The 13,294-nt window shown below is 45.2% G+C and carries 11 protein-coding genes and 1 pseudogene; 2 read left to right on the forward strand and 10 right to left on the reverse strand.

Going from position 1 to position 13,294, the window contains the following annotated elements; all coding sequences use genetic code 11:
* Position 1: 1 nt before the first annotated feature.
* Together M1E06_RS13790 and M1E06_RS13795 are read right to left on the reverse strand one after the other, a co-directional pair.
* On the reverse strand, positions 2-1,810 hold the full coding sequence (locus tag M1E06_RS13790; RefSeq protein ID WP_023857291.1) for a PAS domain-containing protein: 1,809 nt from the start codon (positions 1,808-1,810) through the stop codon (positions 2-4).
* Positions 1,811-1,970: 160 nt separating this feature from the next.
* Complete coding sequence (locus M1E06_RS13795) at positions 1,971-4,085, reverse strand: peptidoglycan D,D-transpeptidase FtsI family protein (RefSeq protein WP_023857292.1); 2,115 nt, start codon at positions 4,083-4,085, stop codon at positions 1,971-1,973.
* A gap of 348 nt (positions 4,086-4,433) precedes the next feature.
* Here M1E06_RS13795 and M1E06_RS13800 point away from each other — a divergent pair, with 348 nt between their 5' ends.
* On the forward strand, positions 4,434-5,195 hold the full coding sequence (locus M1E06_RS13800) for a CAP domain-containing protein (protein ID WP_020451183.1): 762 nt from the start codon (positions 4,434-4,436) through the stop codon (positions 5,193-5,195).
* 44 nt (positions 5,196-5,239) lie between these two features.
* Here the strand turns inward: M1E06_RS13800 and M1E06_RS13805 are convergent, their stop codons facing one another.
* The 4 genes and pseudogenes from M1E06_RS13805 to M1E06_RS13820 form a co-directional block, all read right to left on the reverse strand.
* Positions 5,240-6,112: an NAD(P)-dependent oxidoreductase gene (locus tag M1E06_RS13805; protein ID WP_023857293.1), complete on the reverse strand. Its 873-nt coding sequence runs from the start codon at positions 6,110-6,112 to the stop codon at positions 5,240-5,242.
* 13 nt (positions 6,113-6,125) lie between these two features.
* Positions 6,126-6,911, reverse strand: a complete 786-nt coding sequence (locus tag M1E06_RS13810; protein WP_023857294.1) for an SDR family oxidoreductase — start codon at positions 6,909-6,911, stop codon at positions 6,126-6,128.
* A 101-nt stretch (positions 6,912-7,012) separates the two neighbouring features.
* A complete protein-coding gene (locus M1E06_RS13815; protein WP_373368584.1) occupies positions 7,013-7,960 on the reverse strand; it encodes a methyl-accepting chemotaxis protein in 948 nt (315 codons plus the stop codon).
* Between the two features lie 42 nt (positions 7,961-8,002).
* Positions 8,003-8,881, reverse strand: a pseudogene (locus tag M1E06_RS13820) (cache domain-containing protein); the annotation flags it as partial.
* 221 nt (positions 8,882-9,102) lie between these two features.
* On the opposite strand from M1E06_RS13820, the gene M1E06_RS13825 reads away from it, so the two are divergent.
* On the forward strand, positions 9,103-9,795 hold the full coding sequence (locus M1E06_RS13825; protein ID WP_023857296.1) for a GNAT family N-acetyltransferase: 693 nt from the start codon (positions 9,103-9,105) through the stop codon (positions 9,793-9,795).
* A gap of 7 nt (positions 9,796-9,802) precedes the next feature.
* Here M1E06_RS13825 and splB read toward each other — a convergent pair whose 3' ends face one another.
* The 4 genes from splB to M1E06_RS13845 form a co-directional block, all read right to left on the reverse strand.
* A complete protein-coding gene (gene splB, locus M1E06_RS13830; protein WP_023857297.1) occupies positions 9,803-10,831 on the reverse strand; it encodes a spore photoproduct lyase in 1,029 nt (342 codons plus the stop codon).
* A gap of 73 nt (positions 10,832-10,904) precedes the next feature.
* Positions 10,905-11,138: a transcriptional regulator SplA domain-containing protein gene (locus M1E06_RS13835; RefSeq protein ID WP_023857298.1), complete on the reverse strand. Its 234-nt coding sequence runs from the start codon at positions 11,136-11,138 to the stop codon at positions 10,905-10,907.
* Between the two features lie 120 nt (positions 11,139-11,258).
* Entirely contained in the window at positions 11,259-12,977 is a 1,719-nt protein-coding gene (gene ptsP, locus M1E06_RS13840; RefSeq protein ID WP_020451177.1) for a phosphoenolpyruvate--protein phosphotransferase, read from the reverse strand.
* Complete coding sequence (locus tag M1E06_RS13845) at positions 12,977-13,243, reverse strand: phosphocarrier protein HPr (protein ID WP_003181247.1); 267 nt, start codon at positions 13,241-13,243, stop codon at positions 12,977-12,979. The genes ptsP and M1E06_RS13845 overlap by 1 nt, the downstream gene beginning before the upstream one ends.
* Positions 13,244-13,294: the final 51 nt, after the last annotated feature.

Genomic DNA, 13,294 nt, shown 5'->3' on the forward strand with positions numbered 1-13,294 from the left:
TTTATTTTGGAAATGAAATCTTAAATGTCGTGCCTTTTTCTGCTTTGCTGTCGACTTCGATTGTTCCGTTGTGATTTTCGATGATATTGAAGGTGACCATCAAACCGAGGCCTGTTCCTTTTTCCTTCGTCGTCAAAAACGGCTCGCCGATTCGCTTCATGACATGTTCAGGTATTCCTTCTCCTTCGTCCTCCACCTCGACGATGACCGAATCTTCGGTTTCTCTGACGGTCAAATGGACCGTACCGCCGTTCGGCATGGATTCGACGGCGTTTTTGATCAGGTTGATAAACACTTGCTTTAATTGATTTTGATCCCCTTTAATATAGATATTGTCCGGGAGGATCGTATTGATCAAAATGCCGTTTAAGTTGGCCTGCGTTTCTAAAAGGGCCGTCACTTCGCGGATCAGCCTGATCAGATCTAGCTTTTCTTTCAATGCGTTTTGCTGCGGCTTTGCCAGCATGAGAAGCTCGCTCAAGATCAGTTCGATTCTGCTTAATTCGGAAAAGATAATATTAAAATAATGTTCATTTTCTTCCATCGTGGGCTTCATCAGCTGTAAAAACCCTTTAATCGCGGTGAGCGGATTGCGGATTTCGTGGGCGATCCCGGCTGCAAGCTGTCCGGCGATCGACAGTTTTTCCGAACGGACCATCAGCTCTTCGGTCTGCTTGCGTTCAGAAATATCCCTTAAAATCACCTGAACGGCCGTTTCCCCGAAAAATGTCGTAGGGATGCAAACCATTTCTGTATAGATGAGCCTTTTTTCAAATGTATACCACGTCTGCTTTATGATTTCAGATTCGGATTTTCGGTCTGTAATCCGTTCCAGCCTCGCTTTGACATCTTCGTGGTCGCACGGGTGCAGATGTTCATAAATATCTTTGCCGATTAAATCCTCATACGTTTTTGCTTCAAACAGACGAATGCCTGATTCATTCATAAAGACCCATCTACCTTTATGAATAACGGCTATCGTATCGATTGAGTTTTGAATCAAGAGCTGATAGCGCTCCCTGCTTTTTTGCAAAATGGTCTGGAATTTCTTCCTCGATGAAATGTCAATGAGCAGGAGCAGCTCCGCTTTCTGGTTTTGATAAATGGTCGGCGCCGCCTTGACTTCGAGGTGAATCTGCGTGCCGTCGAGCTTATGCCAAGTTTGCTCGATCATTCCGACATCAAGTCCCTGCTGCATCCGCTTGATACGGTTTTTGACGATGTCATGGTACTCTTTCTCGATAAAATCGTAGGAATACTTTCCGATAATTTGCCGTTTGTGCTCGGCTCCGAGCAGGTTGACCATGGCGTCATTGACGTAGACTATTTCCCCTTGAACGCTGATGCACAGAGGGTTTGGCAAGCCTTCCACCATGGCTTCGAATTCCTCTTTTGCCGGCAGCCTGGCAGCTTCTTCCGGTGTGTCTTCCTCTTTTATGGAGCTGCTTTTCTTAGAGGGACGGTCTTCAAACACTTTCATTTTGAGTACAATCTCGCGTTCTTTTTCTCCAACATGGGTCGTCACGAAATCGATCGATGCTTCGATCCAGATCATCGTGTAGTCTTTTTTCACAAATCTGAAGGTGCAAGGCAGCAAATGATGCTCATTGTAAAAATAGCTTTCTACCAGAAAAAGATCGTCTTCGTGTAAATAGTCCTTCAAATACGTACCGATCAGTTCATTCTGCTGGTAGCTTAAGAGTTCTTTGCAATTTGCAGATATGTATATAAAACGGCCGTTAGCTGACAGGACTGCCTGTAAATTCATATGGGGCTTATATTGCTCAAAACGTTTTGTTTTTTGTTCCATCATATCCCTCCTTTATACCCTATTCATGACCAGCATTCATTAAAACTATTTTGCTTAAAAGGATTCGCTAAAATACGAGAAATCTCCTTCAAAACTTCTAGCATTCGTCAAATTTTGATAACAAAAAAAGAACCCGGAAAAAATCCGTGTTCTTTTTTGTCTAATCCTTGCTGTATTTTTTTTGCAGATCGACATAGGCTTTGACGATTTTGGCGGCGATGTTTTTGTTGATTCCGCCTTTATCAGTGGTCATAGACGGAACAACAACGCTGAAAGCAACCTCAGGATTTTTCGAAGGGTAGTAACCGGCAAAGGTTAGGTTGTAACTCATCGTTCCCCACCAGCTTCTGTTCGTGCCATAGTAAGGCGCCTGTGCTGTTCCGGTTTTGCCTGATACATCAAGTGAACCGAATGTCCCGGCTGCTGTTCCACCAAGCTGAGTGACCCGTTTCAAACCGGTTTTCACGATTTCAATATCGCTTTGGGAGTTGTTGATTTTGTTGAGCACATTGGCCGAACGCTCTTCAATGACAGATCCGAGCTTTTCGCTTTCGGGTTGATGAATGCTTTTCACGACTCTCGGCTGCACTCTGTAACCATCGTTGGCAATCGCAGACATATATTGAGCGAGCTGCAAAGGCGTGTACGTGTCAAACTGGCCGATTGCTTCATCGAGAAGGAGACCCCCGACTATTTTTGGGTTTGTCTGCATCCCGGCCGACTCCTGCGGCAAGTCGATGCCTGTTTTTACCCCAAGGCCAAATTGATTGAAGTAATATCTCATTTTATTTAAGTCCTCTAGGTTCGCTGGAAGCGGGCCGTTCGGTACATACGTAATTCCTGCAATCCTCATGGCCACATGAAACATATAAACGTTTGAACTTTTTTGAAGCGCTTTGACTTCATTAGCCCATCCAATTGTGTCGGTATAGGAACCTTTTATAACAGGCCCTGCGAAAGTCAGCTTTCCGTTATCCAAATACATCTGCCCATGCGGCATACCGTCCTGATAGCCGGCCAGCACGGTCGCACCTTTGACGGCTGATCCCATTTCATACTGGGTCGTAAACGCGCCGATTGAATAGTCGGTGATTTTGCCGTCGATGATTCGCTTTCCGGCCATGGACAGGATGTCTCCGTTATTCGGATCCATCATGACGACGAACGCTCTGTCCAGCATGTAGTTTGAGCCGCGGAATTTATTAAGCTCCTCTTCGATAGCTTCTTCGACTTTCTTTTGGAGCTCCATGTCGAATGTCAGCTGCAGATCGTAGCCGCGTCTTCCTTCATCAACCGTTTCCTGGCTGATGACCTTGCCTGAGCGGTTTTCTGTATATTGCACTTTCGCTTTTTTCGGATTTAAATATTCTTCATATTGATACTCGAGATAGCTTTTTCCCACTCTGTCATTCCGGGCATATCCCCTTGTCAGGTAGAAGTCTTCCCGGTCCTTGATAAGCCCTTGCTCAGGCGTTGTGACGCCTCCGAAAATGGAGTAGAGCGTTTTTTCATAAGGATATTTCCTGGTCCAGTCCATGATGACGTCAACGCCGGGAAGCTCTTCAAGATGCTCGGAAACGCGTGAGACTTCCTCATACGTTAAATCGTTGGCCGGCATCTGTTTTGAAGCCTTCTCATCAAGGAGCTGCGCATCGTTTTTCCCCTCGGTTTTCGGGCTCATCGCTTTGACGATCTGCGGCTCATACGCATAGCCGCCTGAAAACCTTCTGAAAATCGCGGCGACTTTAAGCTCGTCTTTGTCCTTTTCCAGCGCTTTGATCTCTTCTGCCGGAACTCGGTCAACCTGCAGCTTGTATGTTTGATCAGACTTGAGGGTTTTCTCGCCGTCTTTCAGAAGTGCAGCAGCTTTTTTCGGATGTCTGGCAAGCCAGTAATCTTTCAAATCTCTTTCTTTCAGAAACGAAGTATCGATATCGATCAATTCTGCGAGTTTTTTGGCTGTGCTGATTTTTTCCTCCGTTTTTGTGCTTGTCATCATCGTATATGTGATCGCGGGAACGCTTTGGTTGTCGACAACCACCCGCCCGTATCTGTCATACATTTTACCCCGCGGCGCCGGGTATGACGCAATTTTCGCCTCGGTTTTCGAAGCTTCCTGCTCATACGCTTCTCCATTGACGATTTGCACGAGGCCCAGCTTGACAATCAGCGCAGCGAACAAAGTGAACACCGCAAAGAAGTACAGGTTGATCCGCCATAAACGCGAACGCCTGCTCTTTTTGATTTCAGCCGGATCATGTTGAGATTCTGTCACTGAAACTCTCTCTCCTCTCACAATATTCAATTTTTACATTAATTAACTGAGATATATTGTAACACTTTTGTAATGGTTGTTACAATCTAAAGTTTTTAAAAAAGCTGTCAATCTCTTTTTATATTAAAATTTAGCTAACACATTTAAATTTTACCACGTTTATGACAAGACGCGTAAAAGAGCGATCTGGTTGCATATTGGCAGCAAAGGATTTTTCTTTTTTTATGTCAAAATTAACAATAATACCTTGTCAAAGGGAATATATGGATCTATTATTTCAAAAAAGCCGTGTTATGATTCTAGTGTACGAAACAACAACAACTACAACATTTAGGAGGATTACTGTTTATGAAAAAAGCTTTTCTTTTATCAGCAGCAGCTGCAGCAACGCTCTTCACATTCAGCGGCGTTCAACACGCTGACGCTAAAGAGCAGCAGCAAGTACAAGTCAAAACCGTTCATTCCATAAATGTAACTGATCTCGCAGGCAAACTGAATATCCAAAACATGAACCAGCTTTCTAAAGCTGACCAGGAAAAAATTCAGTCCCTGCTTCATTCTTATAAGAAACAAGCCACTCAACAGCCTAAAGCTTCTGCACCGAAGTCTTCTGCACCTAAAGCTTCAAAGCCTGAAAGCACGCAGACTCAAAAACAGGAAGCTTCAAAGCCTGCGGCTTCAAAAGAGCAGACTTCACAGCAAAAGCAAAATACAGCGCCTTCATCTTCTTCTGTAAGCGCGTATGAAAAAGAAGTTGTTGAGCTGACGAATGCGGAAAGAAAGAAACAAGGGCTAAAACCTCTTACTTTGGATGAAAAACTGAGCAAGGTTGCCCGCACGAAATCTCAAGATATGAAAGATAACAATTACTTTGATCACAACAGCCCGACTTACGGTTCTCCATTTGACATGATGAAGAAATTCGGCATCACATACCGCACTGCCGGAGAAAACATCGCGAAAGGCCAAAAAACGCCTCAGGAAGTTGTCAAAGCTTGGATGAACAGTGAAGGTCACAGAAAAAACATTATGAACCCTAACTTCACGCATATCGGTGTTGGATATGTGAAAGACGGCAACTACTGGACTCAGCAGTTCATCGGAAAATAAGAACCAGCAAAAAACCACTTGCATTGAGCAAGTGGTTTTTTTCGTTATTTATATTCTGTCCAAAGCTTGTACACACTTTGGGTGCCGCTGTTTTCTTCGCCTTTTTCCACAAGGGTGTCGTAAAGGCTTTTCGCAAGCTCGAGCCCCGGCATTTTCTCGCCCATCAACTCCGCTTCTTCTAGCGCGATGCCCATGTCTTTAACAAAGTGTTTGACGTAAAAGCCCGGTTCAAAGTCGCCTTTCAGCATTCTAGGCGCGAGATTTGAGAGGGACCAGCTTCCCGCAGCGCCGGTCGTAATGCTTTTTAACACATTGTCGGGATCGAGTCCGGATTTTTTGGCGTAGGCCATCGCTTCTGCGACACCGATCATACCTGCAGCAATCGCAATCTGGTTGCACATTTTCGTATGCTGCCCGCTTCCGGCCGGCCCCTGATATTGGATATTTTCACCCATGATCGAAAAGATCGGGTAGCATTCATCAAAGGCTTTCCGTTCTCCTCCGACCATAATGGCGAGCGTGCCGTTTCTCGCGCCGACGTCCCCGCCTGAAACCGGAGCATCTAAAGCGTAAAGTCCTCTCTCTTTTGCAGCATCCTCGATTTGTTTGGCGAGAGAAGGCTTGGAAGTCGTCATATCGATGAGGTAAGAACCTGTTTTGGCATTTTCAATAATGCCTTCGCTTCCAAAGTAAACTTCTTCAACGTCTTTTGGGTAGCCGACCATTGTGATGATCACATCAGACGACTGCGCCAGTGCTTTGACGGATGATTTCCATTCCGCCCCTTTTTCCACGAGGCTGTCCGCTTTCTGTTTTGTTCTCGTATAGGCGCTGACGGGATAGCCTGCAGCTAAAATATGCGAAGCCATGCTGTTTCCCATTACTCCGAGTCCGATAAATCCGATCGTTTTTTTCATGATGTCATCCCCCTTAAATTGCTTTTACCATTCCGCCGTCTATCAGCAGAGTCTGTCCAGTCATATATGTATTGCATTCTGATAAAAGAAAGCTTGCATATTGTGCAAAGTCGTCAGGTTTTCCGTAGGAGCCGAGCGGAATCTCTTTCTCATAGCTTTCCTTCACCTGCTGCTCGGAAAGGCCTGTTTTCTCGGCTTTGAGCCGGTCAAGCTCTGCCACGCGATCTGTCGCGATTCTCCCAGGGGCGAGCGTGTTGATCAAAATGCGGTGTTCGGCCAACTCTTCCGCAATGGATTTTGTCAGACCGACGATTCCCATTCGAAACGTGTTGGAAAGCAGCAACCCCGGAATCGGTTGCTTGACTGATGAAGAAGCGATATTAACAATGCGGCCTCCATCCTTTTTTAGATATGGAAAAGCTTCGCGGATTAAACGGACATAGCTGAGCAGATGCAATTCAAATGAAGAAGTCCAGTCAGCGTCTGTCAGATCGAGCAGGCTGCCGCCTTTCGGTCCTCCGACATTGTTGACGAGCATATCGATCGTTCCAAATGTGTCAGCGGTCTTTTGAACGAGCGCTTTGATCCCGTCAGCATCTGCAAGATCGCATACTTGATATGAGATGGATCCGCCGCCGAGTCCATTCAGCTCTTCCGCAGCTTTTTTCAAGTCCGCTTCGTGTCTCCCGGACAACATGACATTTGCCCCTTCTTTCGCAAGGGCTTTTGCAATCGCATTGCCTAGTCCTTTGCTGCTTGCTGCCACAAGCGCCGTTTTGCCATTCATCTTTAAGTCCACAATCATCACTCCCTTCATATTTATAGTGTAACATGTATATTCTGAAAATTGGGATTGTGAGCGTTGAAAAAGTCCCTCTTTCAAAAAGAGGGACTTCTTTATTACACGTTAAACTTATTGATCGCATTTAATAATTCTTGATTGGCCTCACTCAGCGCTTCAGCCGATTTGGCGATGCTTTCCAGCGCTGTCAGCTGCTCGTTTGTCGAAGCGCTGACCTCTTCCGCAGCCGCTGCTGACTGCTGGGAAATAGCTGAAATGCTTTGGATCGAATCAGACATTTTTTGCTGTTCTCCGCTCATACCAGAGATTTCAGAGTAAATGTGGTCAATTGAGTTGACGAGCGCCTGCATTTCTGCAGTAATTTTGCTGAGCGCTTCTCCTGTCTCATGAATCATTCCATTTTGCTCTTCATTCATCTTGCTTGCTTCCGTCATCGCTGATACGGCTTCTTTCGTTTCCAGCTGAATCTGCTTGACCGTTTCACTGATATGCTGTGAAGAGACCGCCGATTGTTCGGCAAGCTTTCTCACCTCATCTGCAACTACCGCAAAACCGCGTCCGCTTTCGCCGGCACGGGCTGCTTCAATGCTGGCGTTCAGAGCAAGCAGGTTTGTTTGATCAGAGATCGCCGAGATGGCTGTAACAACCTCTTCAATGTTTTTCGTTTTTTCTTCAAGCTGCAAAAGCATATGTTCCACTTTCTTCGTCTCCGAGTTGGCTTCATTTGATTTTGCAAGCAGCTGCCCGAGGGCATCGATTCCTGTATAGCTTGCATCTTCTGATGTTCTCGAAAGCTTCTTGATGCTGTCGGCATGATGTTCAATTTCTTTAATTTTGACAGATAGCCGTTCGGATTGTTCATTTACATTTTCGATCTCTGCCGCTTGTTCTGTCGCACCTGTCGCCACTTCTTCGATTGCTTTGGCAATCTCATCGCTCGCAGAAACCGTTTCTTTTGAAACAGCGCTTAATTGATCGGTCGTTTTCGATACTTTTCCGGACGAGGTTCCGACTTGCACAATCATTTCTTTCATGTTTTCGACCATCTTGTTGAAGTCTTTTGTTAATATACCGATTTCGTCTTTTGAGGCAGCTGCTGTCTGGACCGTCAAATCACCGCCCGCGACAGCCTTTGTTTTGGCAATCAGCTGCTTAATCGGGCCTGTGATCGTTTTGGCAAGGAAATAGCTTAAAATGATCGCTGCTGCCAAAGCAATGATTGAAACGATCATGACCATTTTGTTCATTTCCTGTGCGACCCACATCAGCTTCGCCGTGTCGAATTGCGTACCGACTTTCCAGCCCGTACCACCGACGGTCTGATAAGCGATCACAGTATCTTTGCCTACTTTGATTCCGTCTTTGGATGACGGGATGTCCCGATATGTTTTGTCTTTCGATATATCGTCACCTTGTTTTGACGGGTGGGCAAGCATTGTCCCGTTTTGGTCCAAAATAAATGCGTAGCCGTCATATGGCATCTTTTGATTTTCGATAATTTTGTTTAATGAATTCAATGAAATATCTAAGCTGATGACGCCTAATACTTTATTGTCGACAACGACTGCTTTAGCCGCTGCGACCATCATCTCTCCAGACACGACATCTTGATACGGCTCTGTCCAGATCACTTGATCAGACGTTTTGGCAGCCGATGTGTACCAGGGCCGGGTCGTCGGGTCAAAATCTTTATCAAATTCGGCTTTCGGGTATATCCATATATCTTTTTTTGAAGTCGCTATATACGCATTGGTGACAAATTCGTTTTTATCCTTGATTTGCTTTAATTCGTCGTTGATCAGTCTGCCCAATAATTTATTTTGATCATCTTCTAAAAATGACTGCGCCATTCGACTGTCGCTCATACGATTTAAAGCGATTTCATAGTTTTCTAATTGAAGCTCGATATTACCTTTGATCGAGTTAAGCAGACTTGAAGTCGATTCTTTTGCTTGATCTTCAAGCATCGATTTCAACAAATGTGTTGTGGAAAACTGTAGGACGATAACCGTCAAAATCAGCAGGATGGCAACAAATCCGGCAATTTTGACATGCAGTTTTTTAAACAAATGAAACCCTCCTTTACATGCACCTTCATATTCTTTTTATCGGCCAAAATTTCGCAAAATTAAGATAGCCTGCTAAAATAACGGTATAATGAAGGAAATATCAAAAGGAGTGATGGGCGATCTATAAACAGTTTTACGTCGATAACGGCATTTCTTATCAGCAGGTGGACATCCGCAATTACAACAACAAAGATATTCCCGATTTGATTGCACTCCAAAGAGAATGCTTTCCGCCTCCGTTTCCGGAAGACCTTTTGTGGAATGAAAAGCAGCTCCATTCCCATATTGAACGATTTCCCGATGGTGCACTTTGCGCGGTTTCCGAAGGCCGAATCATCGGTTCGATGACGGCGCTCATGACTGATTTTGATCCGCATCATCCTCACCACAGCTGGGACGAAGTGACAGACAACGGGTATATCGGCACACATCAAAACGATGGAAACTCCCTTTATGTCGTCGATATTTCCGTGTCCCCTCACTATCGAAAACTCGGCATCGGAAAGCGGCTGATGCAGTCCATGTATGAACTGACGGTTTTTAAAGGGCTCAAGCGGCTCATTGGCGGCGGACGGATTCCCCATTATCACAAGTCGGCTGAAGAAATGACGCCCGAACAGTATGTTCAAGCTGTATTGGACGGGGAAAAGCGCGATCCCGTGCTCTCATTCCTGCTCCAGTGCGGACGATCGCCGGTTTGCGTGATTCCCGGCTACATTGAAGATGAGGAATCGCTTCATTATGCGGTCTTAATGGAGTGGAAAAACCCTTTTTTAACATCTCAAAACAAAAAACAGAGCTTTTCCGGCTAAAGCTCTGTTATGTGAAATACTCGATTTTTGCTTCGGGAAAATAGTTATCAATATACGTTTCAAGGGCGCTGCGAAGCTCTGCTTCTTCATCCTTCTGGTATATATATTTGCCAATCCCGTATCTGCCCCATTTATAGCGCCGTTTTTCTTCATCCAGTTCGAGCTTTGTCTTTGGATAGTTTTTTTCAATGACTCTTTTTGCCGGCTTCGTGAATCTGTGCTGGATCATTTCAAAGGTAATGTCGCGCCTTGCATGCTGCGGCAGCGCACGATCGAGCTTTTCGAGCAGCACTCTGTAGCCTTCCTGCCAGCCGTCATGAATATAAATCGGAGCGATGATAAAACCAAGCGGATAGCCTGCTTCCGCTACTTTCACGGCGGCTTCGATCCGTTTATCCAAAGGGGATGTGCCGGGTTCAAAACTTTTGATGACATAATCGGCATTTACGCTGAAGCGGAAACGCGTTTTTCCGTTGTGCTTGGCATCAAGCAAATGGTCGACATGATGGAATTTTGTCACGAAACGCAATTTACCGTGGTCGGATTGACCGAAATGCTCAATTGCACGCTTTAATGTGTGTGTCAAATGGTCAATCCCGACAATATCAGATGTGCAAGAAGCTTCAAACCGCGTATCCTCGGGAGCGCGTTCTTTCATATACTGGTCCGCCTGATCAAGTATTTCCTCCACATTGACGTACGTTCTGATATACGGCTTGCTGCCCATTGTCGTCTGCAGATAGCAGTAATGGCAGTGACCCATACACCCTGTTGCAAACGGAATCGCGTATTCTGCGGACGGTTTTGATGAATCGAATTTCAATGTTTTTCTGACGCCGATGACCAAAGTGGATTTCGCATTTCTGTATTTTTGCAGGTGGCCTTCCCCCGGGATATTCCTCACCTGATTGTGTGAAGTCGTTTCCCTGATCTCAAGCCCCATGTTTGAAAATTTATCCCTCAGCTCTTTTCCCAGCGGGTATTCCAGCGCTCTCGGTTCAATATAGACGAGCTGGGGAACAAACGGTTTTACCATTGGAAACAGACACATCCTTTGCTTATTTCCGTTACTTTTTGCATTTAGAGGATGTGATATACCGGTAATATTTTCATACCCCGTCAAATAACTCACGGTAAAGCCGTTCCGCCTCTTCATATGAAGAAAAAACGGCATCATCTTCGGCAAAGGCGTGATATGTATCATACATAAACAATGCCAGTTCACCTTCGTGAAGCGGGTGATCAACGACTTCAGCTTCCTTTATATGCGCGACATTGGCGGCATGCGGGTTCCGGTAAATGACATAGACCTCATCACCCGGTTTGAATGGCTGCCTGGGCATATCAAAATCCCCCTTTCTAACTATTGGTCACATGTATTATTTCCGCCGCAGCCGAGATCATTCAGATCAACAAAAAAACCCGGACGGGCATTGGTTATGCCTGTCCGGATTTTCAATCGCTTATGCCATATTGAAGGTTTCTTTTACGAATTGTACAACCTCTTCTGTTGTGCTCATGGACAGAATTTGCTCTTTGAACGATTCCGTCTCTTTTTTAGAAAGCTTACTGATTTGCGTTCTTGCCGGCAGGATTGACGTCGCGCTCATTGAGAACTCGTCCAGTCCAAGACCGAGCAGGATTGGGATCGCAATTTCATCTCCCGCCATTTCGCCGCACATGCCGACCCATTTTCCTTCTTTATGGGCCGCTTCAATGACAAGCGTGATCAGGCGGAGAATCGCAGGATTGTACGGCTGGTAAAGGTAAGATACCCGCTCATTCATCCGGTCAGCAGCCATCGTATATTGAATCAGGTCATTCGTTCCGATGCTGAAGAAATCGACTTCTTTAGCGAATTGATCAGCGATCACAGCTGTTGAAGGGATTTCAACCATCATACCGACTTCAATGTCTTCGGAAACTTGTTGACCTTCAGCTTTCAGCTTTTCTTTTTCTTCTAAAAGAATTGCTTTCGCTTCTTTAAATTCGTTTACAGTCGCGATCATAGGGAACATAATTTTTAAGTTTCCATATGTACTTGCCCGAAGCAGCGCACGAAGCTGCGTTCTGAAAATCTCTTGCTCATCAAGGCAAAGACGGATCGCTCTGTATCCCAAGAAAGGGTTCATTTCTTTTGGCAGTTCTAAATATGGAAGCTCTTTGTCTCCGCCGATATCAAGAGTACGAACGACAACTGATTTGCCTTCCATACGCTCAAGAACGGTTTTATAGGCATCAAATTGCTCCTCTTCAGTCGGAAGCTGGTCTCTGCCCATGTAAAGGAATTCAGTCCGGTAAAGGCCGACTGCTTCTCCTCCATTTTCCAGAACGCCTTTTACATCATCAGGTGTACCGATATTAGCGGCAAGTTCCACATGATGTCCGTCATTCGTTACAGTCGGTTCATTGACAAGCTTCGCCCATTCGGCTTTTTGCGCCAGGAAGGCTTGATGCTTTTCTTCGTATTCGCTGATTGTTTCCTGGGCAGGATCAACGATGACATCGCCATTGATACCGTCAACGATCACTGTTACGCCGTTTTGAATGCCTTTTGTTGCCGCTTTTGTGCCGACAACGGCCGGAATTTCAAGCGAGCGCGCCATGATGGCTGAGTGGGACGTCCGTCCGCCGATATCTGTTGTAAACCCTTTAACAAAGTTGCGGTTTAGTTGCGCTGTATCAGACGGTGTCAAGTCTTCGGCTACGATGATGACCTCTTCGGAAATCAGACTCGGGTTCGGAATTTCAACGCCGAGAAGATGCCCTGTGACACGCTTGGTGACATCGCGGATGTCTGCGGCGCGTTCTTTCATATATTCGTTATCCATCGACTCGAACATTGTGACGAACATGTCGGCCGTTTCTTTTAAAGCGAATTCCGCGTTGACGGAGTCCGATTTGATTTTGTCTTTAATCGGGTTTAACAGTTCCGGATCGCTTAATACTAACAAATGTGCAGAAAAGATTTCCGCTTTATCTTCTCCAAGCTCTTTCAATGCATGGTTTTTAATGATTTCAAGCTCTTTTTTAGAACGCTCGATGGCGTCTTCAAAACGATTTACTTCCGCATCAGAATCAGAGATGTTTTTCTTTTCAACCGTTAGATCAGGCTCCTCAAGCCGATATGCTTTGGCGATCGCAATACCGGCTGAAGCGCCTATTCCTTTTAGTTCAAGCATTATTCGCCTAAACCTTCGCTTTTCATTGTTTCTTCAAGTGCGGAAAGAGCATCATTTTCATCAGCGCCGGAAGCAGAAATCGTAATTTCAGCACCTTTAGCAATACCTAGTGACATAACACCCATAATTGATTTAAGGTTGACGGTTTTTCCGTTATATTCCAAATTAATATCTGCATCATATTTGCTTGCTGTTTGTACAAGAACAGTCGCTGGACGAGCGTGGATTCCAGAATCTGCAGTTACTTTAAACGTTTTTTGTGCCATTTTTTATCAATCTCCTTTTAATTTAAAGCTTTTAGTACATTCACAATATTA

It is taken from the genome of Bacillus sp. AK124, assembly GCF_053903085.1.